This window comes from Roseibium aestuarii (genome assembly GCF_008477545.1).
Taxonomy (GTDB): Bacteria; Pseudomonadota; Alphaproteobacteria; order Rhizobiales; family Stappiaceae; genus Roseibium; species Roseibium aestuarii.
In genome coordinates, this window is record NZ_VORA01000001.1 from 266,035 (window position 1) to 291,531 (window position 25,497).

Sequence of the window (25,497 nt, forward strand, 5' to 3'; positions counted from 1 at the left end):
CTGTCGTCAGTGTCTTCGCCAGGGGCGCCTGATGCCGCCGGCGAGAGGATCTTCAGCCTGCCCGGGCAACCGTCGGCTTGAGAACGGGTGCGGCCGGCGGATCGGTGATCTTCAGCAGGTGACGCAGGCCCGGCCGGTCCTCGGAAAGGTCGGCAATGGTCTTGGTGTCCAGAACATCCAGGAAGGCTTCAAGCGCTTCGTGCAGCAGGCCATTGAAGCCGCAGGACATGATCAGCGGGCAGTCGGTCTTGCCGCTGTCGAAACATTCGGCCAGCAGGAAGCTCTCCTCGGCTGAGCGCACGACTTCGCCCACGGTGATCTGTTCGGCCGGACGCGCCAGCATGACGCCGCCGTTGCGGCCGCGGATGGTCCGGATCAGGTTCGCGTCAACGAGAACCTTCATGATCTTGAACAGATGGGTTTCGGACATGTCGAAGCTGGCGGCGATATCGGCCACCTTGCTCGGGCGATCGGGGTTCGCTGCGCAGTACATCAGCGCACGAACGGCGTAATTGGTCTGTTGGGTCAGGCGCATGCACTAGATATGCGGTCTCGGCCGGGCAAGGTCAACGGCTATAATTGAGTTCTTCGCTCGGGTTTTGTGGGCCGAGCCCGCAAGTGCCTGTGATTGCTACCTTAAAACCGTTCCAGAGAAGGCAGCGTGCCGGAGTGGCTGCCGAATCTCTTTCAGGTCTCAGGGGCCGCGCCGGTCAGATCGGGCAGGTTGTCCTTCAGGAAGATGTCGATCCGGATGCGTTCCTGCCCCTCCACGATGGGGGCCAGATCGCACAGGGACTTCAGCACACGAATGGCGCTGCGCACCTCGTGGCCCGGGTCCTGGGCAATCACCGCATCCAGCACATCGTCCTCAAGGGCTGCCCGGGTTTGCGGGGTCAGCTCATGGGCGACAAAGGTGATCTTCCGGTCCGCTGCCGCCTGTTTTAGGGTCTCGATCACCCCCTGATTGCCGGCCCCGATGTTGTAGAGCCCGATCAGGTCGGGATGCTCGTCGAGCATGCGCCGCAGCAGCGCCGCGTTGCGGTCCGGGTCGTCCCGTCCCTCCAGCACGGGAAGGAAGGTCAGATCGGGAAACTCCCGCGCCAGAACATCGGTGCAGCCGCCATAACGCTCCGCATGGTCGCGCAGGCCGAGCGAGCCGGCCAGAAAGCCGATCTTGCCCTGCCGCCCGCCGAGGAAGCGGCCGAGCAGCCGCCCGGCCACACGGCCTGCGGCATCATTGTTGATGCCGATGAAATGCCGACGGGTCGAGGCCGGATGGTCCGAGACCAGGGTGACCACATGCACGCCGCGTTCCTGCAGCCGGTCGATGGCGGCCCGCACCTCCGGAAAGGCCGGCGCCACCACGGCAACCCCGTCGCAGGTCGACCGGTCGAGGATTGCCAGGGTGCCAGTCACCGCATGGGAATCGAAGGCGTCGATGGGGATGATCTCGATGAGCACCCGTTCCGCCCGCAGGGCATTGGCGCGCTCGCGCGCCTCGCGCACCAGATCCTGCATGAAGCCGTTGGCGCTGTTGGGCAGAAGGAACTTCAGGCGATAGGTCCGGCGCTTGGCGAGGTTGGCCGCATGCACATCCGGTGTGTAGTTGAGCTCGCGGACGGCCGATTGCACCTTCTCGATGGTGATCTTGCGCACACCGGCACGGTTGTTCAGCACCCGATCTACCGTGGCAAGACTGACCCCGGCGCGGGCGGCAACATCGTGAATTGTGATTCGGCGCATGGATCCCCTTTCGTCGGCCCGAGTATAGCCGCCTGACATCATCCGTCATCCGTGTCGCAACGGCACTCTGGCGCAAAAAGTGACGCCGCCCTGACGGAGGGGAGCGGGAGGGTCAGTCCGCCAGGATCGCGCGGCCTGCCGCATGGCCCGACGACCAGGCCCACTGGAAATTGAAGCCGCCCAGATGGCCGGTCACATCCACCACCTCGCCGATGAAATGCAGACCCGGAACCTTGCTGGCTTCCAGACTGCGCGAGGACAGTTCTGCCGTGTCCACGCCGCCGAGCGTCACTTCCGCCGTGCGATAGCCCTCGCTGCCCACCGGGGTGAGGCGCCAGCCGTTGACCTCCTCGGCCACCCGGGCAAGGACCTTGTTGGAGAGATCCGCCAGCCGTCCGTTCCAGCCGAAGTCCTTGGCAAGTTCGTCGGCCAGCCGGCCCGGGAGGATGCGGCCCATGGCGGTGCGCAGTTCCTGCTTGGGCGAGGCCGCGCGCGCCGTGATCAGCGCGTCCAGCACGGTTTCATCGGGCGCCAGGTTGACGCTCAGCTCCAGACCTTCGCGCCAGTAGGACGAGATCTGCAGGATGGACGGGCCGGAAAGGCCGCGGTGCGTGAACAGGAGCCCTTCCCGGAAGGTCGTCTTGCCGCAGCTGACCCGCGCATCGAGGCTGACGCCCGCCAGCCGCTGGCACAGGTCCCGGTTCCGGTCGGAGAAGGTGAGGGGCACGAGCGCCGGGCGGGGCGGCACCACGGCGAGGCCGAAGTGGCGGGCGACCTCATAGCCGAACCCGGTCGCGCCCATCTTCGGAATGGAGGGGCCACCGGTGGCAATCACCAGGGCGCGGCTCAGCATCGGACCACGGCTGGTCTCCAGCCGGAAGCGGTCATCCGGCTTGCTGATGCCGGTGATCGCGGTCTCCAGGCTCAGCTTTCCGCCCGCCGCCGACAGTTCCGAGAGCAGCATGTCGATGATGTCCTGCGCACTCGTGTCGCAGAACAGCTGGCCCAGCGTCTTCTCATGCCAGGGGATCCGGTAGCGATCCACGAGGGCGATGAAGTCGAGTTGGGTGTAGCGCTTCAGGGCAGAGATGCAGAAGCGGGGGGTCTCGGAGAGATAGTTCGCCGGGCTGGTGTGCAGGTTCGTGAAGTTGCAGCGCCCGCCGCCGGAGATGCGGATTTTCTCGGCCGGCTTGCGCGCATGGTCGAGCACGAGCACACGCAGCCCGCGCTTGCCCGCTTCGATGGCGCACATGAGGCCAGCCGCCCCGGCGCCCACAACGATGACATCGGTTTCCAACATGTCGCCCGCTCTATCCCGAACCGGGAAACCGCACAAGAAGTGCACGCCTGCCGGCCTGCAAAGTTATTTGACATTTTACGCGCCAGACTTGACGATATGCGACAGCTGGGAGGCGTGGAATGGGGCAGATCGAGCGCGGAGGCCTGATCGTTGGCGTGGGCGTGATGAGCGTGAGAAGCGCTCTGAAGGCAGCCGGCCATGATTGGGCTGCGCTTGAGCGCAAGTGCGGTCTCGATCCGGCAGTGAACTATGGCCCCGAAGACCTTGTTTCCCTGCGTGCCTTTGCGGCCTATCACGAAGCGGCGGCCGAAATTTTCGACGACGAAGCCTTTGCCCTGCGGATCTCGATTTCAGAACCGATCGGAATTGCCTCGGTCTTTGACTATCTGGCGCTGGCCGCCCCCACGGTGGATCGGGCACTGGACAACTGGATCCACTATCAGCGTATTCCCACCACCTCGATCAATATCTCTCGCGAAGCACGGGATGGCCGGACCTATCTGATTTGGGAATTGCCGGACACGATTGGCCCCACGGCACAGACCTGCGGATTGATCATCGGCTATTCGGTCACACGCCTGCGCCGGATCTTTGGCGAGAATGAGATCCCGCTCCATGTCGAGTTTCCGCATCGCGCGCCCGCGAATGATCAGGAGTTCCGCCGGCTTCTGGGACCCAATGTGCGCTTCGGATGCGAACGGCTCAGGCTTGGTTTCCCCGACAGTGCCCTGGCCCTCAAACCTCAGGACAGCGAGAACAACCTTCTTGCCATCATCGAGCGCTCGGCCCTTGTGCGGATCCAGGATCAGGCCCGCCGTAACGACAAGGTCCACCAGATCTCGACGGAGATCAGCGCAAGTCTGAAGGAGGGGGATGCCTCCGTCGATGCGGTAGCCCGTCGTCTCGGCATGTCGCGTCGTGCCCTTCAGCGCCTGCTGGAAAGTTCGGGCACAAGCTTCCGGGCGCTGCTTGACGAGGTGCGCCAGTCCCTTGCCCTGCGCTATCTCAAGGAAAGCGAGCTGCAACTCTCGGAAATCGCCTATCTGCTCGGCTATTCGGAACTGAGCGCCTTCTCGCGCGCAGCCAAAGGCTGGTTCGGCGTTCCGCCGCTGCAGGTGCGCCAGGGAACCGGATCGGCGACCGCCGACGCGGTCGCTCAGGGTAGCTGATGCGCCAAGGCCGCAAGGGTGGGACCCCGGGTGTCGGGGCCGCCGCCGTGGCTCTTGTCAGTAGGCCGCTTCGACGTCGCCGTTTTCCACGTAGACGCTCTTCACCTGTGAATAGGACTCCAGCGCCGCATGGCCGTTTTCCCGGCCGATGCCCGACGCCTTGTGACCGCCGAAGGGCATTTCCACGGGCGTCAGATTGTAGGTGTTGATCCAGCAGGTGCCCGCCTCCAGATCCTGAACCACCCGGTGGGCGCGGGTGAGGTCGCGGGTAAAGACCCCGGCGGCCAGACCGTATTCCGTGGCATTGGCGCGGGCGACAACCTCTTCCTCGGTCTCGAAGTCGAGAACGCACATGACCGGGCCGAAGATCTCCTCCCTGGCGATGCGCATGTCGTCGCGCACATCGGCAAAGACCGTGGGCTCGACGAAATAGCCTTCGGGAAGGCTCGCCACCGTCGCCTTGCCGCCGCCGAACACGAGCCGTGCGCCTTCCTCACGGCCGAGCGCCATGTAACCGAGCACCTTCTCGTGCTGGGCGCTGGAAACCAGCGGGCCCACATTCACGCGTTCGTCCAGCGGGTCGCCGAGCAGGACGCCGGCCTGCGTGCGTTCCTGCAATCGGCGCAGGAGGGCCTCCTTGATGCCCGTCTGCACGAAGACGCGGGTGCCATTGGAGCAGATCTGGCCGGTGGAATAGAAGTTGGCGTTGATCGCGGCGGCGACCGCATTCTCGACGTTGGCATCGTCGAAGATGATGAGCGGCGACTTGCCGCCCAGTTCGAGCGTCACTTTCTTCAGGTGTTCGCCGGCGAGGGCCGCGACCCGCTTGCCCGTGGCGACCGATCCGGTCAGCGACACCTTCGCTGTCAGCGGATGGGAGGCGAGCTGCGCGCCCACACGTCCGTCGCCCTGCACCACATTGAAGACCCCGTCGGGAAGCCCGGCCTCCTTGAAGATCTCGGCCAGCTTCAGGGCCGAAAGCGGCGTGACTTCGGACGGCTTGAAGACCATGGCATTGCCGCAGGCAAGTGCGGGGGCCGCCTTCCAGCAGGCGATCTGGATCGGGTAGTTCCAGGCGCCGATGCCGACGCAAACCCCGAGCGCCTCGCGCCGAGTATAGGCGAAGGTGCCGCCGCCCAGATCGATGTGTTGGCCTGTCATGGTGGCGGCGAGGCTGGCGAAATAGTCGAGGCTTTCTGCTCCCGAGGCCGCATCGGCGATCAGGGTCTCCTGCAGCGGCTTGCCCGTGTCCAGGGTCTCCAGCTCTGAGAGCTCCCGGTTGCGCTCGCGCAGAAGCTCGGCCGCCCGACGCAGGATGCGGCTGCGCTCGGCCGGGGCGGTGGCGGCCCACGCCTTCTGCGCCTTCGCGGCCGTCTCCATGGCCTCGTCGACCAGTGAAGCGCTTGCGAAGGTCAGTTCCGCGATGGTCTCTCCGGTCGCCGGATAAATGGACGTGAAGCGGTCACCATCGGGGCAGTTCCGGTAGGTGCCGTTGACGAAGTGGGATGCGGTGGGCTGGGCGCGCATGAGAGCCTCTTTCGGGTCTTTGAAACGGATAGCGGGACGTCGGGTCTGGCGGATCAGCGCTGGCTGGTCTGCCATTGCGGATGGATCCAGGGTTGCAGGTCGGAGCGGGCCAGCGGCTGCCGGCCCAGAATGTGATCGGCGGCCTTCTCGCCCACCATGATCGACGGTCCGTTGAGATTGCCATTGGTGATCTGCGGGAAGATCGAGCTGTCGGCAACCCGCAGGCCGTCAACGCCGATCACCCGGCACTGCGGATCGACCACCGCAAACGGGTCGTCCGCCGCACCCATCCGGCAGGTGCCGCAGGGATGATAGGCGCTTTCCACGTGCTCGGCGATGAAGGCATTCAGCTCCTCGTCGGACTGAACGTCCGCACCGGGCTGGATCTCCTTGCCGCGATAGGCATCAAAGGCCTGCTGGCCGAAGATCTCCCGGGTCAGGCGGATGGCCGCGCGGAAGTCGGCCCAGTCCTCGTCCTTCGACATGTAGTTGAAGAGGATCGACGGCGCGCTGTCAGGATCTGGCGAGGTCAGGCGGACCCGGCCTCGCGAGGCAGACCGCATCGGTCCCACATGGGCCTGGAACCCGTGCCCCTCGGCTGCGGCCTTGCCGTCATAGCGCACGGCGAAGGGCAGGAAATGATACTGGATGTCCGGATATTCCACCCCGGCGCGGGACCGGATGAAGGCGCAGGCCTCGAAGTGGTTCGAGGCGCCGAGCCCCTTGCCCTGAAGCAGCCATTGCAGGCCGATGAAGGCCTTGGACACCGGGTTCCAGTGGCGATAGAGGGTGATCGGCTGGGCGCAGGCCTGCTGGATGTAGAGTTCCAGATGGTCCTGCAGGTTCTGGCCGACGCCGGGCCGGTCAGCGACAACGTCGAGCCCCAGGGCCGTCAGATCGGCGGCGGGTCCGATGCCTGATTGCAGCAGGATCTTCGGCGAGTTGATGGCCGAGGCAGAGAGCACCACCTCGCGGCCCGCGCGATACTCCGTCACGCTTCCGCCCACCCGGGCCCGCACCCCGATGGCCCGCCGGCCGTCGAAGAGCACGCGCTCGACCAGCGCACCCTTGACGAGGCGCAGGTTCGGGCGCTTCAGAGCCGGCTTCAGATAGGCATTGGCAGCCGACCAGCGGACCCCCTTGTGCACCGTCATTTCCATGTCGGCGAAGCCTTCCTGCCGCTCGCCGTTATAGTCCTCGGTCAGGCCGTAGCCGGCCTGATGTCCGGCGGACTTGAAGGCGTCGAAGAGCGGGTTCCACCGCGTGCCGCGCCGCACATGCAGAGGCCCCCTGGTGCCGCGCCAGTCGGGCTGGCCGCCATGGGCGGTTTCCATGCGCTGGAAATAGGGCAGCACATCGCCATAGGACCAGCCGGACGCGCCCATGGCGTCCCACGTGTCGAAATCGCGGGCGTGACCGCGCACATAGACCATCCCGTTGATCGAACTCGACCCGCCGACCACCTTGCCGCGCGGGGTCGCCAGTTGGCGGCCGCCCAGATGCGGTTCGGGATCACTGCTGTAGCCCCAGTCGTAGCGCCGCATGTTCATCGGGTAGGAGAGGGCGGCCGGCATCTGAATGAAGGGTCCGGCGTCCGTGCCGCCGAATTCCAGCACCAGAACGCGGATCTTCGAATCCTCGGACAGACGAGCAGCGAGTGCGCAACCGGCGCTTCCTGCGCCAACGATGATGTAGTCGTATGTGTCGGACATGAGCCTCATGATGCGAGTACGGGTGAAAAGGAATGTGACCGGCGGATCCGGTCAGAGCGTCTGGGATGGCAGCGGCCCCGAGATCAGGGCTGCGGTGGCGTGAGCGCCGTGGCCCGATGAATGGCGATCTGGGTCTCGACGTATTCTTCCACCATGGCGATGGCGGCCAGACGATCGGTCTTGCCTTCGCGCAGGGATTGGCGAATCCACACGCCGTCGATCATCGAGGCGGTGCCTTCCGCCACCTTGCGGGCCGCCGGTGCGGCCATGAAGGACTTGAGATTATGCGCCAGGTTCGATGCGAGCCGGCGTGCATAGATCTGCAACAGGCGCCGGTTGCCGGCATGGGATCTGGACTGGACATAGAAGGCCAGCCATGCGGCAATGGTGGCGTCCCGGAACTGCTCGGCGGAGAAGTTGCCGGCGATGATGGCCGACACCCGGGCCCGCGGCGTGTGGGCACGTTTCAGCTCGTCGCGGATCCCGTCCTGCAGGTCCTTGAGCATGTGCCGCATTGTCGCCGCAAGAAGCTGATCCTTGCTGCCGAAGTAATGCAGGGCCAGGCCACTGGACACGCCGGCGCGCCTCGCGATCTCCGCGAGTGTCACCTCGAAGAATCCACGATCATGGATCGCGGATATCGTCGCGTCGATCAGCGTCTTGCGGCGCTCGCCTTCCATTCCAATACGGGGCATCGGGCGCTCCTTTCCGCGTCAGGTTTATTTTTGATTGAACGTTCAATCAATAAAAAACTTGAAATGGTGAGCGGAAAATGTTTGCTATGGCGCAGATTGCGGAGGGGCAAACAACCGGCGACGGTGCGTCCAAGCCTCGAATCTCCCTGATTTTCCGACAGGAGTCGGACCATCGCGGGAGACGGAAATACGACCGCCCGAGGGGGAGACGACCTGTCGTTTCCACCGCGTGCAGGTCCTTCAGGGTCACGACGTCCGTCGCGGCCATTCTCAGGATCTTCGGTTTCGGGGATTGCTTTCTTCGCGTGTCATCTTGCGCCTGCCGCTGTCGCGGATGGTGCTCCGATCGCAGCACATCGTGCTGGAAACCCGAAGGAGGATTTTGAATGAACCGTTTTGCAAAACTGTCCGGCGGCGTGGCTCTCGCGGCCATTCTGGCAAGTGGCCCGGCCCTGGCCGAAGTGTCGGAAGCCTGCAAGACCGTCCGCTTCTCCGACGTGGGCTGGACCGACATCACGGCAACCACCGCCGCCACCTCTGTTGTCCTGGAAGCCCTCGGCTATGAGCCCGAGACCAAGATCCTCTCGGTTCCGGTCACCTATGCCTCGCTGAAGAACAAGGACATCGACATCTTCCTCGGCAACTGGATGCCGACCATGGAAGGCGACATCGCGGCCTATCGGGAAGATGGCTCGGTCGAGACCGTTCGGGCCAACCTGGAAGGCGCGAAATACACCCTCGCCGTTCCGGCCTACACGTTCGAGAAGGGTCTGAAGACCTTCGCCGACATCGCCAAGTTCAAGGACGATCTGGACGGCAAGATCTATGGCATCGAGCCGGGGAATGACGGCAACCGCCTGATCCTCGACATGGTGGAAGGTGATGCCTTCGGTCTCAAGGGCTTCGATCTGGTCGAATCCTCCGAGCAGGGCATGCTGGCTCAGGTCGCCCGCGCCAGCAAGCGCAAGGAAGACGTGGTCTTCCTCGGCTGGGCTCCGCACCCGATGAACGCCAATTTCGAGCTCGAATATCTCGACGGCGGTGATGACTTCTTCGGCCCCAACTACGGCGGCGCCACGGTCTACACCAACGTGCGTGCAGGCTATGTCCAGGAATGCCCGAACACCGGCAAGCTCCTGAACAACCTCGTCTTCTCCCTCGACATGGAAAACGCGATCATGGCGTCGATCCTGGATGAGGGCATGGATGCGGAACCGGCGGCAACGGCCTGGCTGAAGTCCAATCCGGACACAGTCAAGGCCTGGCTCGACGGTGTCACCGCTGTTGACGGCACCGACGGCTATGAAGCCGTGAAGGCCAAGCTCGGCCTCTGAGCTCCACCAGGAAATGATATTGCGGACCGGCGAGGCTCTCGCCGGTCCGTTTCGGGTGCTGCAGGGCGCCCCAAGACAAAGCAACAAGACAAGACATATGCAAGGAGACCGGGTTTTGGAGTGGCTGACAGAGCACAAACTGCCCATCGGCAAACTGGCCAAGACTGTCGTGGACTGGCTCACCGACAACGCTTACGGCTTTTTTGACGCGATTGCCCTCACCCTCAGGACCATGATCGATGCGATCCTGTGGGTCCTGCAGGCGCCCCATCCCTTCGTGGTCGTTGCGGCCGCCACCGCCATCGCCTTCGCCGTCCAGCGCCGCTGGACCCTGCCGGCCTTCACGTTTGCCAGCATGCTGCTCATCATCAATCAGGGCTATTGGGAAGAGACCACCGAGACCCTCGCCCTCGTGATTGCGTCCTCCCTCGTCTGCATGGCCATCGGCGTGCCGGTTGGCGTGGCTGCGGCCCATCGGCCACGCCTCTTTGCCTTCCTGCGTCCGGTCCTCGACCTGATGCAGACGATCCCGACCTTCGTCTATCTGATCCCGGCACTGATCCTCTTTGGCCTCGGCATGGTTCCGGGACTCATCGCCACGGTGATCTTCGCCATTCCCGCACCGATCCGCCTGACCCAGCTCGGCGTCTCCTCGACCCCGGAGCATCTGCTGGAAGCCGGCAAGGCCTTTGGCGCCACCCGCTCCCAACTGCTTTGGAAGATCGAGCTGCCCTATGCCCTGCCGCAGATCATGGCCGGTCTGACCCAGACCATCATGCTGTCGCTTTCCATGGTCGTGATCGCAGCCCTTGTCGGCGCGGACGGTCTCGGTGTCCCGACCCTGCGTGCGCTGAACTCCGTCGATATCGCCAAGGGCTTCGAGGTGGGTCTTGCCATCGTCCTTATCGCGATCGTGCTTGACCGCTTCTTCAAGGTGGATGCCGTGGGAGACCGTAAATGACCGAGCAGCCCATCATCCGCTTCCAGGACGTCGACATCGTCTTTGGCGACAAGCCGCAACGCGCGCTGCCGCTCATCGATCAGGGCGCGAGCCGTGCGGACATTCAGGAATCCACCGGTCAGACCTTGGGGGTCGCTGGCGCCAGCTTCGACGTTCAGAAGGGCGAGCTTCTCGTGCTCATGGGCCTGTCCGGGTCCGGCAAGTCCACGCTCCTGCGCGCCGTCAACGGCCTCAACCCGGTGATCCGGGGCGGCGTCGAGGTGCTCATGGGCGACGAATATGTCGATCCGGCCAAATGTTCCGAGCAGCAGCTGAAGGAACTGCGGCGTCGTCAGGTCGCCATGGTGTTCCAGCAATTCGCCCTGCTACCCTGGCGCACGGTTGCCGAGAATGTCGCCTTCGGTCTTGAACTGGCCGGCGTTCCGCGATCGCAACGCAGCGCCAAGGTGCGCGAACAGCTCGAGCTGGTCGGCCTCGATGGCTGGAGCGACAAGTATGTCCACGAGCTTTCCGGCGGCATGCAGCAGCGGGTCGGTCTAGCACGCGCCTTTGCCACCGATGCGCCGATCCTGCTCATGGACGAGCCTTTCTCGGCCCTTGACCCTTTGATCCGGGACCGGCTGCAGGACGAGCTGCTCGATCTCCAGACCCGCCTGAACCGCACCATCCTCTTCGTCAGTCACGATCTGGACGAGGCGGCCAAGATCGGGTCCCGCATTGCTATCATGGAAGGCGGGCGGGTGATCCAGCTGGGCACGCCGCAGGAAATCGTGACCCGTCCGGCAACCGACTATGTCGCCGACTTTGTCGGTCACATGAACCCGCTCAAGGTGCTGCGTGCGCGCGACGTGATGGTGGGGCTGGAGCCGGGCGAAACCGCCCCTTCAGACGCAGTTATCTGTAAACCGAACCTCACGATTCGCGAGGTGATGAAGATGCAGAAGGCTGCCTGTGCTCCGATCTGGATCGAGCGGGATGGCGCGATCCTTGGCAAGGTTTCGGAGCGTCAGCTCATCGATTGCCTGCTTTGACATCGGAAGTCCCGACAAGGGTCGGGGAAAATGTGCGGAGAGTGCAAGCGCTTGTAAAATTGAAGGAAACGGGGAAACTTTGATTAAGTGTTTTCCCGTAGCCTGACCTTCGAAGATCGAATGGAGGTCGGGATGAACCTGTACGAGCGACTGGACCGGGTCTTTCCCCGCAGTTACACGGCCAAGCTCTTCTGTGTGGCCTTTGTCGGGACCCATGTACCCCTGGTGACCATGGTGGTGCTCACCCTGGCACGCCATCGCAACCTGATGGACGAGCTGGGCACGCTCCTGCCGTTGCTGGTGGCGACCCTCCTGGGCACGGCGGCAACCCTTCTGGCCTTGAAGGGGATGCTGTCGCCCCTCTTCCTCGTGCAGCGGACCCTGGAGCGCTATTGCGAGGGGGAGACGGCGCGCATGCTGCCGGACCATCACCAGGATCAGGTTGGCGTCCTGATGAAGGGCGTCAACACGCTCCTGCGGAAGGTGTCGAGCGATCTCGATCAGGCGGTAGTGGCGGCCCAGACCGATCCGTTGACCGGTTTGCTGAACCGTCGTGGTTTCCGGGCACGTACCGAGAACCTTCCGCGCGGGGCGCTGCTCCTGATCGACATCGACAGATTCAAGTCCATCAACGATACCCTCGGTCATGACATGGGCGACGAGGTGCTGAGCGACGTGGCGCAGGTGCTGAAGGACAGTGTCCGCACCTCGGACATCGTCGGGCGCCACGGCGGCGAAGAATTCATCATCTACCTGCCGAAGGCCGAGCTTCACGCGGCCAGCGACATCGCCGAGCGCATTCGCAGATCCGTGGCCGAGCAGGTCCACGCCGGGCCCAGGGTCGTCACCGTGTCCATCGGCGTGGCCCTGTCCACCCGTTCCACCAGCCTGCCGGACCTGATCCAGCGGGCAGATGAAGCGATCTACAAGGCCAAGCGCGGCGGCCGCAACAAGGTGGTCATCTCCGAATTCGCCCTCGTGTGAGGGCGCCTCGCGCCTTAGCGGCGTCCGAGATCGGACAGCAGGCCATAGATCTCGCCGGTCGACTTACCATTATCTGCGGCCACGGCGCGCAGGCTGCGCGTCAGGTCCGGTGCCTTCCATCCCCGCGTTTCCAGCTCTGCCTGAAAGGCCTCCGGGCTCAGGCCGTAGAGAGGGGCCACGGTCTCCAGCGAGGCCGACTGCACCTTGTTGGCGATGGCCACCATCGGATTGCCGCCCCGTGCCGGTCCGCTGGAGGGGATCATGAAGGGCAGGGCCGCCACCACGCTCAGCACCAGAGCCGCCACCATCGGCATCCGCTTGAAATAGGCCAGGAACGGCCGCCAGTTCTTCCAGACATGCAGGACGAAGGGCAGGATGAGCACCATGCTCAGCCACTCGTGCATGCTGTGGAACAGGGAAGAGTTCCAGTGGAAGAAGAGGGCGATGCCGGAAACCAGCGAGACGAGAAAGAACCCCGTCGTGAAGGGGGTGGCGTAACGGGACAGAAGAGAGGGCATGTCGCAGTCCTTGCGGTGATCGGATCCGGGGAAGGCCTTACTCTAGCGAGCCTCGCGCCCCGACGTGTCAGCGATTTGAACCTGCGACGGTCCTGTTACGCTTTTCCTGTTTCATACCGGTGCGCCCCCTCGGCCCGCAGGCTCGCGGACAAATGAAAAGCCCCGCGCGAGGCGGGGCTTTCCGGATGCGAAAAGAGGCGTCGAAGGTCAGACCGTACCGGCCAGCGCCTTGTCGAAGATCTCGAGCGCGCCGTCCTTGGTCAGTTCCACCGGATTGCCACCGGCGGTCGGGTCGACGATGGCCATCTCGGCGATCAGGTCGCGTTTCTCGCCATCCACGTTCAGGCCAGCGAGCGTGTGCGGAACGCCCAGATCCTCGCGCAGCTTCAGGATCGCATCGAGCACACCCTGATAGCCACCCTGGAAGCCGAGGAAGCCGGCAAGGCGCTCGAACTTGGCCTCGATGGCCGGCTTGTTGAACTGCAGCACGTAGGGCATGAAGACCGCGTTGGTCATGCCGTGGTGGGTGTCATAAAGCGCGCCGACCGGGTGGGACAGGGAGTGGATCGCGCCCAGACCCTTCTGGAAGGCGACGGCGCCCATGGCGGCCGCACTCATCAGATGACCGCGGGCTTCCAGATCGGACCCGTTGGCGGCGACCTTCGGCAGGTTCTCGAAGACCAGACGCATGCCTTCCAGCGCGATGCCTTGGGACATCGGATGATAGAAGGGCGAGGAATAGGCTTCCAGGCAGTGGGCGAGGGCGTCCATGCCGGTGCCCACGGTGATCATCTTCGGCATGCCGGCGGTCAGCTCCGGATCGCAGATCACGATGGCCGGCAGCATCTTCGGATGGAAGATCACCTTCTTGGTGTGGGTGGCGGAGTTGGTAACAACCCCGGCGCGGCCCACTTCCGAGCCAGTGCCGGCCGTGGTCGGAACGGCGACGATCGGCGCGATGCCGGCCGGGTCCGCGCGGGTCCACCAGTCACCGATGTCCTCGAAGTCCCAGATCGGGCGGGTCTGACCGGACATGAAGGCGATCAGCTTGCCCGCATCCAGGCCCGAGCCGCCACCGAAGGCGATGACGCCGTCATGCTTGCCCATCTTGTAGGCCGCGACACCGGCCTCGATGTTGGCATCGATCGGGTTCGGCTTGACGTTGGAGAAGACTTCGACACCGAGACCGGCGGCCTTCAGGCTGGCGACGGCATCGGCAACCATCGGCAGGCCGGCAAGGCCCGGATCGGTGACCAGCAGCGGATTGGACATGCCGGCGGCCTGGACCGCTGCGGGCAGTTCCTTGATGCGGCCGACGCCAAAGCGCACGGACGTGGGATAGGACCAGTTGACGTTGGGAAGGGAGCTCATGGGGTCACCCGGAAAGAATGGTTGGTCGTCATGATTTGAGGGGCGGCCGGAGCCTTGGGCGCCGGCCGCACGGGGATCAGTGCTTGACGCGGAAGTGGAAGGACTTCGGACGCGTCAGGTTGTGGAAGCCGATTTCCGACAGGGCCGCACCCTTGCCGGTTTCCTTCACGCCGGTCCACACCAGCGCGGGGTCGAGGTAGTCGCAGCGGTTCATGAAGACCGTGCCGGTCTCGATCCGGTCGCCGATGGCAGCAGCCGCATCCGCATCCTCGGTCCACAGCGACGCGGTCAGACCATAGGGGCTGTCGTTCATGAACTGCAGGGCTTCCTCGTCGTCCTTCACCTTCATGATGCCGACGACCGGGCCGAAGCTCTCTTCCCGCATGACGGACATCTGATGGTTGACGTTGGTCAGGACCTGCGGCGCCAGATAGGGAGTGCCTTCCTTGGCGGCCGGGAAGAGGGCCGGGTCGATATGGGCGGTCGCGCCCTGACGCAGGGCCTCTTCGGTCTGCTGGCGTACCCATGCGGCGAAGCGGGCCTGGGCCATGGGGCCCAGCGTGGTGGCTTCGTCCAGCGGGTTGCCCAGCTTGTACTGGCTGGTCAGGTCCACGAAGCCCTCGACGAACTTGTCGAAGTGGCTTTCGTGCACATAGATGCGCTCGATGCCGCAGCAGCACTGGCCGGCATTGTAGAAGGCGCCGTCCACCAGGTTCTCGATGGCATAGGGCAGGTCCGCATCGGCACGCACATAGGCCGGATCCTTGCCGCCCAGCTCCAGGCCGAGGCTGGCGAAGGTGCCGGCAAGTGCCTTCTCGATGGCGCGGCCACCGGCCACGGAGCCAGTGAAGTTGACGTGGTCGATGACGCCGGAGCCCAGCAGCTTTTCCGTGCCTTCATGGGTCAGCACGATGTTCTGGAACACGCCCTTCGGCAGACCGGCGGTCTCGAAGGCCTGGGCCAGACGCTCACCCACGAGCAGGGTCTGGGCCGCATGCTTCAGGATGATCACGTTGCCGGACATCAGGGCCGGCATGATCGTGTTGATCGCCGTCATGAACGGATAGTTCCAGGGCGCGATCACCATCACGATGCCGAGGGGAACCCGGCGCAGGTAGCGGTTGAAGCCGGGCCGGTCGGTGCGCACGATGTCGGCCAGGGCATCCTTGGCGACGGACGCGCAATATTCGGTCCGCTCGATGGTGCCGCCGAGCTCGCCGCCGTAGCGGATCGGACGACCCATCTGCCAGGCGAGTTCCGGCACCACGTCCGGGTTCATGGCCTTCAGCGCGTCCAGCGCCTTCAGGCAATAGGCGACGCGTTCGTCCAGCGGCACCTGCGCCCAGTCGGCCTGGGCCTTGCGGGCCACGGCGACTACATGCGCGAGGGCTGCTTCGTCGAGGGCGGCGCGTTCCGCGTAGACGGAGCCGTCGACGGGAGAGACGAGCTTGATCGTATCAGTCATTTCACACCTCTAGGGGCCGCCCGTGTCGGGCGGCAGGTCGGGATGGGAGGCTGCCGGTGCGGAGCGGGTCTCCGGCGCCGGGCTTGCCCACAGCATTAGGCGCGTTCGAAACCGCGCGCAATTTCGTAGTCGGTCACCGCCCGGTCGAATTCCTCGATCTCCCACTCGGCCGCGCGGCCGTAATGGTCGATGACCGCATCGCCGAAGGCTTCCCGCAGGAAGCTGGAGGCAAGCAGGGTCTCGCGGGCATCGCGCAGGGTGGTCGGGACTTCGCCGACACCTTCCGCGTCATAGATGTCCCCGTCGGTCGCAGGCTGCAGCTTGAGCTTTTCCTCGATGCCGCGCGCACCGGCGGCCAGCTGCACGGCGATGGCGAGATAGGGGTTCAGATCCGCGCCGCCGACGCGGCATTCGATGCGCAGGCCCTTGGAGCCTTCGCCGCAGAGGCGGAAGCCGGCGGTGCGGTTGTCGACGGACCAGGCAATCTTCGTCGGGGCAAAGGTGCCCTTCTGGAAGCGCTTGTAGGAGTTGATGTAGGGCGCCAGGAAATAGGTGTAGTCCGGGGCGTATTTCATCAGCCCGGCCACATAGTGTTCCATCAGCTCCGACATGCCGTGGGGGCCGTCACCGCAGAAGGCATTCTGCCCGTCCTGATCCCAGAGCGACTGGTGAACGTGCGTGGCGCTGCCCACCTTGTCGGCGCGCCACTTGGCCATGAAGCTCGCGGCATGACCCTTGATGTGGGCGATTTCCTTCACCGCGTTCTTGGCGATGGTGTGATAGTCGGCGCAGAGCAGGGCTTCCGCATAACGGATGTTCAGCTCTTCCTGCCCCGTCTCGGCCTCGCCCTTGGAGTTCTCGATCGGGATCCCGGCATTGTAGAGATGGTTGCGGATCGGCCGCATCACATGCTCTTCGCGGGTGGTCTGCAGGATGTTGTAATCCTCGTTGTAGCCGGAGATCGGGTCGAGCGGGCGATAGCCGCTCTTGCGCAGCTCCTCGTAGCCCTTCTCGAACAGGAAGAACTCCAGCTCCGTTGCGGCCATCACGGTGAAGCCCATGTCCCAGAGCTTCTGCACCTGCTTCTTCAGCATGGTGCGCGGCGCGTGCGGCACCAGCTCATGGGTGTGGTGGTCGTACAGGTCGCATAGCACCATGGCGGTGCCTTCGAGCCACGGTACAGGCCGCAGGGTCTCCAGATCCGGCTTCATGACATAGTCGCCATAGCCGCCGGCCCAGCTGGTCGCGGCGTAGCCCTGAACGGTGGCCATCTCCAGGTCGGTGGCCAGCAGGTAGTTGCAGCCGTGCGTTTCCTTGTAGCCGCTGTCGATGAAGTGCTGCGCGTGGAAACGTTTGCCCATCAACCGCCCCTGCATGTCGACGATGCAGGTAAGAACGGTATCGATCTGGCCGCTGGAAACGGCCTGCTTGAGGGCATCGAAGGTGAAGGTGCCAGCCATGGAAAAGGGTATCCGCTTGTGCGCGATGTCGTTGCAACGGGAAACCGGCCCGGGCTCTCCCGGGCCGGCAGGTCTTGATCGGCTGGTATTAGCCGTAACGATAGGGCCGACCGGCCTTCTGCATGTCGGCGTTATACTTCTTGAAGATCTCGACGACCTTCGCCTTGACCGGGGATTCGGCCGCGATCTCGTCCCAGAACTTGACGGCAGCTTCTTCCACGGTTGCCCATTCGGCGTCTGGGATGGAGGTCAGCTCCATCTTGGTGCCCTCGACGCGCAGGGAGGCTTCGCCACCCCAGTACCACCACTGACGATAGTAATGCGACGCATCCATGGCCAGCTGCAGAAGGGTCTTCAGGTGATCCGGAAGCTCGTTCCAGCGTTCCATGTTGGCGAAGAAGGAACCTGCCCAGGCACCCGAGATGTTGTTTGTCAGGAAGTAGTTGGTCACGTCGGCCCAACCCACCGTGTAGTCCTCTGTGATGCCCGACCAGGCGATGCCGTCAAGTTCGCCGGTCTGCACGGCGACTTCGATGTCTTCCCAGGGCAGGGTGACCGGCACCACGCCGAACTGGCTCATGAAGCGGCCAGCGGTCGGGAAGGTGAAGACGCGTTTGCCCTGCAGGTCGGCCAGCGAGCGGATCGGGTCCTTGGTGGCGAAGTGGCACGGATCCCAGGAGCCGGCCGAAATGTGCTTCACGCCGACCTTGGCATATTCCTCTTCCCAGATTTCCTTCAGGCCGTACTGGTTGAACAGCACCGGCACGTCGAGGGAGTAGCGGGACGCGAAGGGGAAGTAGCCGCCGAAGACGGTCACTTCGGTCGGGGAGGCCATGCTGTCGTCATCGGACTGCACGGCATCAATGGTGCCGTTCTGCATGGCACGGAACAGCTCGCCCGTCGGAACCAGCTGGTCGGCGGTGTACAGGTCGATGACCATCTCGCCGTTGGCGGCCTTGTTGAAGGCATCGATGTGCGGCTTGATGACGTGCTCGGCGAGAGCCGGGCCGGCATAGGTCTGGAGACGCCAGCGGATCGGCCCCTGCGCCTTGACGGCGGGAGCGGCGAGCGTCGTGGCGCTGGCGGCGGCAACGGTGCCGAGGCCAGCCTTCTTCAGAAAATCGCGTCTGTTGGTCATGGTCCAGTATTCCCCTCTGGGTTCGCAATGGCGGGCGTTCCGTCGCCTTGTGGTCTTTTCGGAACTCCCTCGTGAAAGATTACATCATGGCATCTCTTGTTGTTCTTGGCACTCCGTCTGCCTTAGCGACCGTACACGGTATCGGGCAGCCAGAGCGCAATCTGCGGAAACAGCATGACGATCGCCAGCGCCAGGGCCATCACCGCCACGAAGGGCACGATGGAGGCATAGATGTCACGCATGTTGATGCTGGGTGGCGCCATGGCGCGCATCAGGAACAGGTTGTAGCCGAAGGGCGGTGTCATGTAGGCGATCTGGGTCGTGATCGTGTAGAGCACGCCGTACCAGATCAGCACCTCGTTGCGCGGCATGCCCAGGTCCAGCGTGCCCACCAGCGGTACATAGAGCGGGGCCACGATCACCAGCATCGCCGTGTCGTCGAGGAAGGTGCCCATCACCAGGAACGACAGCTGCATCAGGATCAGGATGGTCCAGGGCCCGAGGCCAAGCTGTTCGGTGAAGAGGTTCTCGATTGCCTTGACCGCGCCCAGGCCGTCGAACACCGCGCCAAAGCCCAGGGCCGCCAGGATGATCCACATGAACATGCACGAGATGCCGAGCGTCTGCTTCAGGGAGGACGTCAGGATCGGATAGGTCAGGCGGCGTTTGAAGATGGCAGCCAGCAGCGCGGCCAGCGCGCCGATGGCCGAGCTTTCCACCAGGCTCGTCCAGCCATTGACGAAGGGCACCATCATGGTGGCGAAGATCGCCAGAGGCAGCAGTCCGGCAGCCAGAAGGCGATACTTCTCGCCCCGCGACACGTCGCGTTCCTCGTCCGAAAGCGGCGGGCCGAGCTCCGGTTGCAGACGGCAGCGGATCCAGATGTAGATGATGAACATCGCCGCCATCATCAGGCCCGGCAGCACGCCGGCCAGCCACAGCTGTCCCACCGGCGCGCGGGCAATCATGGCATAGAGCACCAGCACCACGGACGGCGGCACCAGAATGCCGAGCGACGATCCGGCCTGGATCACGCCGGTGACCATGCGCTTGTCGTAACTGCGCTTGAGCAGTTCCGGCAGGGCAATGGTCGCCCCGATGGCCATGCCGGCAACCGACAGGCCGTTCATGGCGGAGATCAGCACCATGAGCAGGATGGTGCCGATGGCCAACCCACCGGGTAGCGGGCCCATCCACACATGGAACATCTTGTAGAGATCGTCGGCGATCTTCGTCTCCGACAGGATGTAGCCCATGAAGATGAACATCGGCAGCGTCAGCAGCGGGTACCACTTCATCAGCTTCATGGCGGCGGAGAAGGGAATGTCGCCGCCGCCCGTGCCCCAGAGGCAGATGGATGCGATGGCGGCAATCGCACCGATGGCACCGAAGACGCGCTGACCGGTCAGTAGCATCAGCATCATCGACGAGAACATCAGAAGGGCGATCATCTCGTAGGACATCAGATTTCCTCTCCCTTGATGCGGGCGATGTCCTTGATCAGTTCGGAAACCGTCTGGAGTAGCATGAGAATGAAGCCGAAGAGCATGATGGCCTTGATCGGCCAGAGATAGGGGCGCCAGGCGGTCGGGCTGCGTTCGATGTAACCCATCGTTTCCTTTGCCGCGTCGGGTCCGCCGGTCACGAAGGCCGTGATCAGGTCCCACCAGAACGCGTAGGAGTTCTTGCCGAAATAGCCGAGCGAGTAGGCGGTCGAGTTCAGAGCGCCGTGGATCAGCACGCCGATGTAGAACACCAGCAACAGCACGGTGAAGGCATCGACCCACGCCTTCTTGCGATGGGACCATTCCGCGTAGAACAGGTCCATGCGCACGTTCGCGCCCATCTGGATCGAGTAGGGGCCGCCGAGCACGTAATAGGCGACCATTGCAAACTGGGCCATTTCCAGGGTCCAGAGCGAGGGGTCGAAGAAGGCCTTGGAGGCCGACGACCACAGCAGGATCCCGGCCATGACGAAGACACCCCAGATCATCAGGCGTCCGAGGCCGGCATTGAAGCCGTCGACGGCGCGCACATAGGCGCAGGCAAGCTTACGCATGCGTGCCTCCCGATCGGTCCAGCCCCGCGAGCGCGTCCTTCAGCAGCGGTGCAAGCAGGCGCGCCCAGCCCTGTTCCTGGGCCGGCGTCTTCAGCAGGTCGTTGCGGATCTCGATCATCAGATGCGGCAGTCCGAGCGACTGGGCATGACGATCAAGCGAATAGAACACCCCGTCAGCCGGGGAATAGGGCTCGTTGTCGCCCACCACATGGGTGGTGGTGTCGGCAAGCGCCTTGAGCACGGGGGCCGCGAGCGCAGGATCCCGGTCATGGATCAGCCCGATCTCCCAGGGGCGCGAGACGCCCTTGTAGACGGGGGTGAAACTGTGCAGGGACACGACCGCCGGCCGCAGCCCGGCAGCGCATCTTGCACTGATCACCGCTTCGGCGGCCGCATGAAACGGAACATGGGCCAGATTGATGCGGTGACGCCGAGCCGCTTCGTCGAGATCCGCATTGCCCGGAATGTCGGTCAGCTCGCTGCGCACCGGAATGAGATCCGGCGCGTCGGTCTCGCGGTTGCAGTCGATCAGCAGCCGGGAGAGACCGGAGGCAACGAGCGGGCTGTCGAGCAGGCCGGCCAGGGCGCGGGCAACGCCGAGCGCACCCGGATCCCACGCGATGTGGCTGCTCAGTGCCTCACTGTCGAGGCCGAGCGTTCCCATGGAAGGCGGAATGTAGTTGCTGGCGTGTTCGCACAGGAACACAAAGCCTCCCGCCCCGGTTTCGTTCTCGATTCCGACCGGCGCATAGGTCTCCCCTACGGCCGATGACCCATATGCCATCAGCTGGTCCCCTCAGCTGGTCCGGCGCATCGGAAGGCGTTGTATGTTTTATTACAAAATGCGCCGAACAAAGAATTTTGTATGATTTGAAACGGATCTCGGTTTTATTGTCAAACGCAAAACAGCGAATGGGTCGCAAATTCGGAACCGCGCCCGGTCACGGGTCGGTGAGCCGAGCTTGGTTCGGAGCGGGTGTCGGACAACGTGTCGGGGACGTGGCGGATGGAGCGGAATCTGCGTCAGGAAATCGAGGAGCGCCTTGATCAGTTCACGGCGACCGAACGCCGTGCGGCCCTGGCGCTTCTGTCCACCTATCCGCTGCTGGGTCTGGCAACCGTCGCTGGCTTCGCCAAGGATTCCGGGGTCAGTCCGCCGACCATCCTGCGCTTCGTCTCGCGTCTGGGGTTCTCCTCTTACGCCGAGTTTCAGACCCGTCTGCGCAGCGAGCTTCAGACGCAGCTCTCCACGCCGCTGGCGCGCAGTTCCATGCTCTCAGACGAGGATACCGGGGCAGGGGACCCGTTCGTCGATCAGCTCCTGAGCAATCTGCGGGACACATTTGCCAGCCTGCCGCGTGCGGAGATCGAGGCCTTCGTCCGCCTGCTGGCGGATGAACGCAAGACCCTGCATCTGATCGGTGGCCGTTTCACCGACGCGCTCGCCCGCTACATGGCCGCCCATCTGCGCATCGTGCGCCCGAATGTGCTGCATGTTGCCGGCCAGCACGGCAACTGGCTCGATCAGCTCATCGGACTGGGGGTGAAGGATGTGGTGGTGATCTTCGACATCCGGCGCTACCAGACCGAGATCATCCATTTTGCCGAGGCTGCGGCCGATCAGGGAGCAACGGTGGCCCTGATCACAGACAGCTGGCGCTCGCCCATCGCCCGCGTTGCGGCCCATGTGCTGCCCGCTCAGGTGGCGGTTCCCTCTCCGTGGGATTCCTCCACGGCGCTCATGGCCATCGCGGAAATGCTGATCGCAGGCGTCACCCGCCTCAATCCGGAGCGCAGCCGCACCCGCATGAAGGCACTCGAAGAGCTGCGCAATGCCCATGATCCGCTGCGCCGGTCGCCGGATCAGGTCTAGGACTGAGAGCGAGTGCAGTCAGCCAGTCCAGTCAGCCAGTCTGGTCGGCCAAGCCAGACCGTGAAAGCCCGTATTCTCAAGCGCACATGCCAAACGCCGGCCCGAAGAGCCGGCGTTCTTTCATATCGGTCGGGCGATCCCGAGGGAAAACGCCCGTTTTGGCAGGGAGGGGAGGGCGCGTCGTCGCGCCGTCCCCGCAACCTGCCGAAAGCCTGAGGTCAGGCGAGCTCGAGCTGAGCCGCCTGCTTGCCGCGGCCGCGGCGATCGTCTTCGGCCACGAAGGAGATCTTTGCGCCCTCTTCCGGGGTCGGAAGACCGGCCTGCTCGAAAGCGGTGATGTGAACGAACACGTCCTTGCCGCCATCGGCCGGGGTGATGAACCCGAAACCGCGATCATGGTTGAAGAACTTGATGGTGCCGTTCTGACGCATGGGTAACCTTTCCGTTGGTTGCGGCTGTCCCTTGAGACACTCCCAAGGATTGCCTGGTACGAGCAGTCAGCTAGAGACGGAAAAGCTTGGCAATTCAGAGCCCTTTGTATCGGGCCGAAAACAGTCTTCACCGGGTCTAAGTCACGTCCCGCTCGGCAGACACTGCCGATAAGGGAATGATAGGTGTGCGAGGCAGCGATTACAAGCATGCCTTTTGGTCGGATGCGCCTGCAAACCCACGCTGTGCTGCGATTCATCTTCGGGAAAACAAGGAAAATCGCAGTCGCGCCGAAAATTAGGCGGGATTGTGACCGGAGTCACATCGATGTTTCGATATCTTCCTTAAGGTCACTTTCATCGAGGCGAGGCCAGATCACTCGGATTGAAACAGGGCCAGCCTCTCGAGAAGGAGGATGTCACCATGTTCAAGTCTTTCGCAAAGTCCGCCGTCGCCGGCGCTCTCGCCCTCACCGTCCTGGCGGCCACCGCCCCTGTTCAGTCTGCCCATGCCGGCAACTCCGGTGCAGCCCTTGTCGGCGGCTTTGTCGCCGGCGCCATTGTCGGCGGGGCCCTGGCGCAACCGCGCGGCTATTACGCTCCGGCGCCGGCCCCGCGCTATCACCATCCGGTCCGGGCCTATGGCTATCGCCCCGCCCCCTGGTCGCCTGAGTGGTATCGCTACTGCTCCGCCCGCTACCGGTCCTTCGATCCGCGGTCGGGTTACTTCCTGGCCTATTCGGGAGAATACCGCTTCTGCCGCTGAGCCGTAATACAAGCGGATGCCCCGAGGGACAGCCCCGGCGGGTGCGCAAGCCCCGGCGATCAGGTTCTGCCAGCCTGATCGCCGGGGCAAGCCATAACCGGTGCCGGAGGTCGTCAGACGGCGGTGTTCAGCGCGCGGCGCATCATCGGGTCGAGCTGATTGAGAAAGCGGGACCTGTCGGCTTTGCTGAAGGCCGGTCCGCCTTCGCGGATGGCCCCGATCTCCCGCAGATGCGTGTTGAGATCGCGCACTGCGAGGCGCATGCCCATGGCGGCCTCGGCGAAGGGCTTGCCATTGGGCGAGATGACCTGAGCCCCGGCCGCGACACAGCGCGAGGCAAGAGGCACATCCGCCGTCACCACCACATCGCCCGGGCCCGCCCGTTCGGCGATCCAGTTGTCGGCCTCATCCGGCCCTTCCGCCACGACCACCCGCTGCACGACCGGACTGTCCGGCAGCCGGAACCAGGCATTCGAGACCATGATGACGGGAACATCGAACCGCTCTCCCACCCGGATCGCCTCGTCCTTCACCGGGCAGGCATCGGCGTCCACATAAAGCGTTGTCATGGCAGGGTTTCTCCCCTCGTCAGCCGTGCGGCCATGCTTCGTCCGGCGTGAACGCCCATGGCCATGCAGGCCTGAAGCAGATATCCGCCGGTCGGCGCTTCCCAGTCGAGCATCTCGCCGGCAAGGAACAGGCCCGGCACCTTGCGGGTCATCAGCGTGTCGTCCAGCTCATCGAGGCAGACCCCTCCCGCGCTGGAGATGGCCCGGTCGATCGGATAGGACGCTGACAAGCTGAGCGGCACGGACTTGATCCGGGCGGCAAGCTGATCCGCCTGCTTCGGCAAGGGCGTGCCGTCTTCATGCAGCAGGGCGACTTCGGCGCCCGTCAGGCCGGCGGCCTTTCTCAGGAAGGAGCCGAGCGACTGGCGGCCGGGGCCTTTCTCCAGCCGGCGGGCAAGTGCCTCCACGGTGAGATCCGGCCGGAGGTCGATCCCGATCCTTGCAACACCCTCGCTCTCGATCGCCTGCCGGATCGCAGTGCCGAGTGCATAGACCACGCCCCCCTCGATCCCTTGCGCGGAAATCACGGCTTCTCCCATGCGCGACAGATCGCCGAGCGTCAGGCGGATGCGCTTGAGCGGCGTCCCGGCGTGTCGGTCGCGCAGATGCTCCGACCAGTCGCAGAGAAACCCGCAATTCGCCGCCCGGAAGGCCTTGATCTTGAGCGCGAGCCGGTCCTGCAACAGGGGAACCCAGCCGGCGTCGCTGCCGAGCTTCGGCCAGCTTGCCCCGCCGAGCGCCAGCAGCACGACGCGGGCGTCGAGGATCTCCTCATGGCCTTGCCCATCACTCAGGGTGACGGTGAACCCGTCAGGCCGTGGCTCCAGTCCGCTCAGCCTGGTCTTCAGGCGCAGTTCGGACCCCTGGTCGCTCAGGCGCGCCAGCCAGGCACGGAGCAGGGGCGAGGCCTTCATCGCCTGCGGGAAGACCCGGCCACTGCTGCCGACGAAGGTCGGCTGCCCCAGGCCCTCGCACCAGTCGCGCAGGTCCTGCGGGGTGAAGGCACGGATCATGGGGGCAAGAAACTCTTGAGCCTCGCCGTAGCGGCGCAGGAAGGGATCGAGCGCCTCGCTGTGGGTCAGGTTCAGCCCACCGCGCCCGGCCATGAGGAATTTGCGGGCAGGCGAGGGCATCTGGTCAACGACCAGCACGGAGTGACCGGAGGTGGAGAGAACCTCGGCGGCCATGAGCCCGGCCGGGCCGGCGCCGATGATGAGTGCGTCTGGCATGTCGCTCTTATAGCGGGGTTTGCCGGGGAATGAAGGTGGAAATGAAAAGCCAGCACTCCCTGTAATTCCTTACACGGTAAGGGAGAAGTAGAAACCCGTATCGGGCGAAATTAGCAATTTCCTAGGACTCTTTCGGACATTATTTCTTCAGGGAGTAGACAAGCG

The 25,497-nt window shown here is 64.1% G+C and carries 24 protein-coding genes; 7 read left to right on the forward strand and 17 right to left on the reverse strand.

All coding sequences use genetic code 11. The features are described 5' to 3' along the window. Window positions 1-52: 52 nt before the first annotated feature. From rirA to FR728_RS01195, 3 genes are all read right to left on the reverse strand, one after another. Window positions 53-535, reverse strand: a complete 483-nt coding sequence (gene rirA / locus FR728_RS01185) for an iron-responsive transcriptional regulator RirA (protein WP_149890834.1) — start codon at window positions 533-535, stop codon at window positions 53-55. Window positions 536-687: 152 nt separating this feature from the next. After that, complete coding sequence (locus tag FR728_RS01190; RefSeq protein ID WP_149890835.1) at window positions 688-1,743, reverse strand: LacI family DNA-binding transcriptional regulator; 1,056 nt, start codon at window positions 1,741-1,743, stop codon at window positions 688-690. A gap of 112 nt (window positions 1,744-1,855) precedes the next feature. Then, a complete protein-coding gene (locus FR728_RS01195) occupies window positions 1,856-3,043 on the reverse strand; it encodes a BaiN/RdsA family NAD(P)/FAD-dependent oxidoreductase (RefSeq protein ID WP_149890836.1) in 1,188 nt (395 codons plus the stop codon). A gap of 119 nt (window positions 3,044-3,162) precedes the next feature. Here FR728_RS01195 and FR728_RS01200 point away from each other — a divergent pair, with 119 nt between their 5' ends. After that, the gene (locus tag FR728_RS01200) at window positions 3,163-4,212 is read left to right on the forward strand and encodes a helix-turn-helix domain-containing protein (RefSeq protein ID WP_149890837.1); all 1,050 of its coding nucleotides are present in this window, start codon (window positions 3,163-3,165) and stop codon (window positions 4,210-4,212) included. Between the two features lie 57 nt (window positions 4,213-4,269). Here the strand turns inward: FR728_RS01200 and betB are convergent, their stop codons facing one another. From betB to betI, 3 genes are all read right to left on the reverse strand, one after another. Then, on the reverse strand, window positions 4,270-5,739 hold the full coding sequence (gene betB / locus FR728_RS01205) for a betaine-aldehyde dehydrogenase (protein ID WP_149890838.1): 1,470 nt from the start codon (window positions 5,737-5,739) through the stop codon (window positions 4,270-4,272). A 53-nt stretch (window positions 5,740-5,792) separates the two neighbouring features. Further along, window positions 5,793-7,451, reverse strand: coding sequence for a choline dehydrogenase (gene betA, locus FR728_RS01210; protein WP_149890839.1), 1,659 nt, complete (start codon window positions 7,449-7,451; stop codon window positions 5,793-5,795). An 83-nt stretch (window positions 7,452-7,534) separates the two neighbouring features. Continuing rightward, the gene (betI, locus tag FR728_RS01215) at window positions 7,535-8,146 is read right to left on the reverse strand and encodes a transcriptional regulator BetI (RefSeq protein WP_149890840.1); all 612 of its coding nucleotides are present in this window, start codon (window positions 8,144-8,146) and stop codon (window positions 7,535-7,537) included. Window positions 8,147-8,532: 386 nt separating this feature from the next. Here betI and FR728_RS01220 point away from each other — a divergent pair, with 386 nt between their 5' ends. The 4 genes from FR728_RS01220 (at window position 8,533) to FR728_RS01235 (ending at window position 12,456) form a co-directional block, all read left to right on the forward strand. Further along, window positions 8,533-9,480: a choline ABC transporter substrate-binding protein gene (locus tag FR728_RS01220; protein WP_149890841.1), complete on the forward strand. Its 948-nt coding sequence runs from the start codon at window positions 8,533-8,535 to the stop codon at window positions 9,478-9,480. Between the two features lie 115 nt (window positions 9,481-9,595). Then, entirely contained in the window at window positions 9,596-10,441 is an 846-nt protein-coding gene (gene choW, locus FR728_RS01225) for a choline ABC transporter permease subunit (protein ID WP_149890842.1), read from the forward strand. Continuing rightward, the gene (choV, locus tag FR728_RS01230; protein ID WP_149890843.1) at window positions 10,438-11,472 is read left to right on the forward strand and encodes a choline ABC transporter ATP-binding protein; all 1,035 of its coding nucleotides are present in this window, start codon (window positions 10,438-10,440) and stop codon (window positions 11,470-11,472) included. The genes choW and choV overlap by 4 nt, the downstream gene beginning before the upstream one ends. A 132-nt stretch (window positions 11,473-11,604) precedes the next feature. Continuing rightward, the gene (locus FR728_RS01235) at window positions 11,605-12,456 is read left to right on the forward strand and encodes a GGDEF domain-containing protein (protein ID WP_188318754.1); all 852 of its coding nucleotides are present in this window, start codon (window positions 11,605-11,607) and stop codon (window positions 12,454-12,456) included. Between the two features lie 14 nt (window positions 12,457-12,470). Here the strand turns inward: FR728_RS01235 and FR728_RS01240 are convergent, their stop codons facing one another. The 8 genes from FR728_RS01240 to FR728_RS01275 all read right to left on the reverse strand — a co-directional run bounded on the left by FR728_RS01240 (window position 12,471) and on the right by FR728_RS01275 (window position 21,251). Then, window positions 12,471-12,974 carry a DUF4405 domain-containing protein gene (locus FR728_RS01240; protein WP_149890845.1) on the reverse strand — a complete coding sequence of 168 codons (504 nt, stop codon included), beginning with the start codon at window positions 12,972-12,974 and terminating at the stop codon, window positions 12,471-12,473. A gap of 207 nt (window positions 12,975-13,181) precedes the next feature. Next, window positions 13,182-14,345: an iron-containing alcohol dehydrogenase gene (locus FR728_RS01245; RefSeq protein ID WP_149890846.1), complete on the reverse strand. Its 1,164-nt coding sequence runs from the start codon at window positions 14,343-14,345 to the stop codon at window positions 13,182-13,184. Window positions 14,346-14,421: 76 nt separating this feature from the next. Continuing rightward, window positions 14,422-15,810, reverse strand: a complete 1,389-nt coding sequence (locus FR728_RS01250; RefSeq protein ID WP_149890847.1) for an aldehyde dehydrogenase family protein — start codon at window positions 15,808-15,810, stop codon at window positions 14,422-14,424. A 95-nt stretch (window positions 15,811-15,905) separates the two neighbouring features. Then, window positions 15,906-17,270, reverse strand: coding sequence for a glutamine synthetase family protein (locus tag FR728_RS01255; protein WP_149890848.1), 1,365 nt, complete (start codon window positions 17,268-17,270; stop codon window positions 15,906-15,908). A gap of 88 nt (window positions 17,271-17,358) precedes the next feature. Continuing rightward, complete coding sequence (locus tag FR728_RS01260; protein ID WP_149890849.1) at window positions 17,359-18,408, reverse strand: TRAP transporter substrate-binding protein; 1,050 nt, start codon at window positions 18,406-18,408, stop codon at window positions 17,359-17,361. A gap of 122 nt (window positions 18,409-18,530) precedes the next feature. Continuing rightward, a complete protein-coding gene (locus FR728_RS01265) occupies window positions 18,531-19,871 on the reverse strand; it encodes a TRAP transporter large permease (protein ID WP_149890850.1) in 1,341 nt (446 codons plus the stop codon). Then, window positions 19,871-20,467 (reverse strand): TRAP transporter small permease subunit, encoded by a 597-nt coding sequence (locus FR728_RS01270; protein ID WP_149890851.1) that lies wholly within the window; start codon window positions 20,465-20,467, stop codon window positions 19,871-19,873. The genes FR728_RS01265 and FR728_RS01270 overlap by 1 nt, the downstream gene beginning before the upstream one ends. After that, entirely contained in the window at window positions 20,460-21,251 is a 792-nt protein-coding gene (locus FR728_RS01275; RefSeq protein ID WP_149890852.1) for an N-formylglutamate amidohydrolase, read from the reverse strand. The genes FR728_RS01270 and FR728_RS01275 overlap by 8 nt, the downstream gene beginning before the upstream one ends. A gap of 222 nt (window positions 21,252-21,473) precedes the next feature. On the opposite strand from FR728_RS01275, the gene FR728_RS01280 reads away from it, so the two are divergent. Beyond that, window positions 21,474-22,340 carry a MurR/RpiR family transcriptional regulator gene (locus tag FR728_RS01280; protein WP_149890853.1) on the forward strand — a complete coding sequence of 289 codons (867 nt, stop codon included), beginning with the start codon at window positions 21,474-21,476 and terminating at the stop codon, window positions 22,338-22,340. A gap of 218 nt (window positions 22,341-22,558) precedes the next feature. On the opposite strand, the gene FR728_RS01285 is transcribed toward FR728_RS01280, so the two are convergent. Then, window positions 22,559-22,771 (reverse strand): cold-shock protein, encoded by a 213-nt coding sequence (locus tag FR728_RS01285; protein ID WP_149890854.1) that lies wholly within the window; start codon window positions 22,769-22,771, stop codon window positions 22,559-22,561. 421 nt (window positions 22,772-23,192) lie between these two features. On the opposite strand from FR728_RS01285, the gene FR728_RS01290 reads away from it, so the two are divergent. After that, entirely contained in the window at window positions 23,193-23,534 is a 342-nt protein-coding gene (locus tag FR728_RS01290; RefSeq protein WP_149890855.1) for a BA14K family protein, read from the forward strand. A 113-nt stretch (window positions 23,535-23,647) separates the two neighbouring features. Here FR728_RS01290 and FR728_RS01295 read toward each other — a convergent pair whose 3' ends face one another. Beyond that, the gene (locus FR728_RS01295; protein ID WP_149890856.1) at window positions 23,648-24,103 is read right to left on the reverse strand and encodes a YaiI/YqxD family protein; all 456 of its coding nucleotides are present in this window, start codon (window positions 24,101-24,103) and stop codon (window positions 23,648-23,650) included. After that, window positions 24,100-25,332: a BaiN/RdsA family NAD(P)/FAD-dependent oxidoreductase gene (locus tag FR728_RS01300; protein ID WP_149890857.1), complete on the reverse strand. Its 1,233-nt coding sequence runs from the start codon at window positions 25,330-25,332 to the stop codon at window positions 24,100-24,102. Before FR728_RS01300 ends, FR728_RS01295 begins: the two co-directional genes overlap by 4 nt. Window positions 25,333-25,497 lie beyond the last annotated feature (165 nt).

What these genes read in the sequence shown, in the direction of transcription:
- betI (WP_149890840.1), bottom strand. Translation starts at nt 8,146, where the DNA reads ATGCCCCGTATTGGAATGGAAGGCGAGCGCCGCAAGACGCTGATCGAC.
- rirA (WP_149890834.1), bottom strand. Translation starts at nt 535, where the DNA reads ATGCGCCTGACCCAACAGACCAATTACGCCGTTCGTGCGCTGATGTAC.
- FR728_RS01285 (WP_149890854.1), bottom strand. Translation starts at nt 22,771, where the DNA reads ATGCGTCAGAACGGCACCATCAAGTTCTTCAACCATGATCGCGGTTTC.
- betB (WP_149890838.1), bottom strand. Translation starts at nt 5,739, where the DNA reads ATGCGCGCCCAGCCCACCGCATCCCACTTCGTCAACGGCACCTACCGG.
- FR728_RS01280 (WP_149890853.1), top strand. Translation starts at nt 21,474, where the DNA reads ATGGAGCGGAATCTGCGTCAGGAAATCGAGGAGCGCCTTGATCAGTTC.
- FR728_RS01260 (WP_149890849.1), bottom strand. Translation starts at nt 18,408, where the DNA reads ATGACCAACAGACGCGATTTTCTGAAGAAGGCTGGCCTCGGCACCGTT.
- FR728_RS01275 (WP_149890852.1), bottom strand. Translation starts at nt 21,251, where the DNA reads ATGGCATATGGGTCATCGGCCGTAGGGGAGACCTATGCGCCGGTCGGA.
- FR728_RS01300 (WP_149890857.1), bottom strand. Translation starts at nt 25,332, where the DNA reads ATGCCAGACGCACTCATCATCGGCGCCGGCCCGGCCGGGCTCATGGCC.
- FR728_RS01200 (WP_149890837.1), top strand. Translation starts at nt 3,163, where the DNA reads ATGGGGCAGATCGAGCGCGGAGGCCTGATCGTTGGCGTGGGCGTGATG.
- FR728_RS01295 (WP_149890856.1), bottom strand. Translation starts at nt 24,103, where the DNA reads ATGACAACGCTTTATGTGGACGCCGATGCCTGCCCGGTGAAGGACGAG.
- betA (WP_149890839.1), bottom strand. Translation starts at nt 7,451, where the DNA reads ATGTCCGACACATACGACTACATCATCGTTGGCGCAGGAAGCGCCGGT.
- FR728_RS01190 (WP_149890835.1), bottom strand. Translation starts at nt 1,743, where the DNA reads ATGCGCCGAATCACAATTCACGATGTTGCCGCCCGCGCCGGGGTCAGT.
- FR728_RS01195 (WP_149890836.1), bottom strand. Translation starts at nt 3,043, where the DNA reads ATGTTGGAAACCGATGTCATCGTTGTGGGCGCCGGGGCGGCTGGCCTC.
- FR728_RS01240 (WP_149890845.1), bottom strand. Translation starts at nt 12,974, where the DNA reads ATGCCCTCTCTTCTGTCCCGTTACGCCACCCCCTTCACGACGGGGTTC.
- FR728_RS01290 (WP_149890855.1), top strand. Translation starts at nt 23,193, where the DNA reads ATGTTCAAGTCTTTCGCAAAGTCCGCCGTCGCCGGCGCTCTCGCCCTC.
- FR728_RS01245 (WP_149890846.1), bottom strand. Translation starts at nt 14,345, where the DNA reads ATGAGCTCCCTTCCCAACGTCAACTGGTCCTATCCCACGTCCGTGCGC.
- FR728_RS01270 (WP_149890851.1), bottom strand. Translation starts at nt 20,467, where the DNA reads ATGCGTAAGCTTGCCTGCGCCTATGTGCGCGCCGTCGACGGCTTCAAT.
- FR728_RS01265 (WP_149890850.1), bottom strand. Translation starts at nt 19,871, where the DNA reads ATGTCCTACGAGATGATCGCCCTTCTGATGTTCTCGTCGATGATGCTG.
- FR728_RS01250 (WP_149890847.1), bottom strand. Translation starts at nt 15,810, where the DNA reads ATGACTGATACGATCAAGCTCGTCTCTCCCGTCGACGGCTCCGTCTAC.
- FR728_RS01235 (WP_188318754.1), top strand. Translation starts at nt 11,605, where the DNA reads ATGAACCTGTACGAGCGACTGGACCGGGTCTTTCCCCGCAGTTACACG.
- FR728_RS01220 (WP_149890841.1), top strand. Translation starts at nt 8,533, where the DNA reads ATGAACCGTTTTGCAAAACTGTCCGGCGGCGTGGCTCTCGCGGCCATT.
- choV (WP_149890843.1), top strand. Translation starts at nt 10,438, where the DNA reads ATGACCGAGCAGCCCATCATCCGCTTCCAGGACGTCGACATCGTCTTT.
- FR728_RS01255 (WP_149890848.1), bottom strand. Translation starts at nt 17,270, where the DNA reads ATGGCTGGCACCTTCACCTTCGATGCCCTCAAGCAGGCCGTTTCCAGC.